The sequence below is a fragment of the Candidatus Weimeria sp. HCP3S3_B5 genome, from assembly GCF_052064335.1.
GTDB lineage: Bacteria > Bacillota > Clostridia > Lachnospirales > Lachnospiraceae > Weimeria.
In genome coordinates, this window is the sequence record NZ_JBQHVU010000061.1 from 1 (window position 1) to 1,582 (window position 1,582).

Here is a 1,582-nt window from a genome sequence, read left to right on the forward strand (position 1 = left end):
CTCAAACTTCGCACTTTAAAAAGTGCCTTTGTACCTTGAAAAATCAATAAAAAGTGGCAATTAAAAAGGCAGAATCGCCTTATATCTGGTATAATAGTTTCGACCAAAAAACCAAGTACCGAAAGGATTCTGCCATGAATATTATACCACAGAATGACTATGACGCATCAGAAATTTTAAGCACCATTTCACGTTTCTTCAAACAGTTCGATATCGTAAAGAAGCTGAAACAGTCCAACTGCAAAAAGGCCAAAGGCATATCGGCTGTTGAAGTCCTGAAATATCTTTTTACGCTTGTTTTCAAAGGGCGGTCGATGTATATGGATCAAAGGCTTTCTTCATCAGAGGCCGGATTCAGTGATGACACAGCTTACCGTCTGCTTAATGATGGCAGGATAAACTGGAATCATCTGATCTCATCTACCGCCGCTGATATTGCAAATCAGGTGATACTTCCCGCGGATTCAGATGACAGGGTAAAAGCTTTTGTGGTAGATGATTCTGTTATATCAAGGAACAGGTCAAAGAATGTAGAGCTTCTTACCAAGGTTTTTGACCATGCCCATCATATATTCCTCAATGGATTCAGAATGCTGACCATCGGATGGACGGATGGCGAATCATTTCTCCCCCTAGCTGCTTCTCTGTTATCTTCAGAAAATCCTGATACGCGCATCAAAGAAGCCAGGCCATTTAATAAACGATCCAATGCTTACAAGCGTCGTGAGCTGTCAATGACAAAGGGGACTGATGCGATGATCACTCTGCTGAAGACAGCAAAAGCTTCTGGTATTCCTGCCGACTATGTTCTTTTTGACAGCTGGTTCACATCTCCAAAAACTATCTTTGCCATAAAAAATCTCGGTTATGATGTCATCGGCATGGTGAAGAAATCTCCTAAGATGACCTTCGAATATGATGGACAGATGATGCCTCTCACAGAAATCTACAAGAAGAACAAGAAACGCCGTGGACGTTCAAAATATCTTCTGTCTGTAACCGTCAACTTCGTAAAGGACGGGGAGAAAATACCTGCCAGAGTTGTCTATGTTCGTAACAGGTCAAACAGGAGAGAATATCTCTGCCTGATATCCACTAATACCGATATTGATGAAAACGAGATAATCCGCATTTATGGGAAACGCTGGAAAATTGAAGTTTTCTTCAAGATCTGCAAAAGCTATCTCAATCTTGTATCCCCGTCCGAATGTCGTGCAATCTCATATGATGCCATGACAGCCCATATGTCGATAGTCTTCATGCGGTATATGATGCTGGCCGTTGAGCAGCGGAAATCCAAAGATCAGAGGACTCTCGGAGAACTGTTCCTGTACTTTGTAGACGAGATAGCGGATATTTCCTTTGCAGAGGCATTAAGCCTTCTAACGAAGCTGTTTAGAGAAGAAATGAAGGATTATTTTGATCTCGACGAAGCAGAAATCGACAGGATGATAGATAAATTCATTACAGCACTCCGACCGGCAATGAGGCGACAGCTATCAGCGGCCTAAAAGCCGGGTTTAAGTCACTCTTTATTGAATTTTCAAGGTGCTACGCGGTATTTTATACTGCGAAGTTTGAG

General features: G+C 42.0%; 1 protein-coding gene. It reads left to right on the forward strand.

Annotated features, from left to right (window positions below):
* Positions 1-134: 134 nt before the first annotated feature.
* Entirely contained in the window at positions 135-1,511 is a 1,377-nt protein-coding gene (locus ACTNCK_RS11680) for an IS4 family transposase (RefSeq protein WP_441082898.1), read from the forward strand.
* Positions 1,512-1,582: the final 71 nt, after the last annotated feature.

Coding starts and splice junctions, on each gene's coding strand:
- ACTNCK_RS11680 (WP_441082898.1), top strand. CDS start 135: ATGAATATTATACCACAGAATGACTATGACGCATCAGAAATTTTAAGC.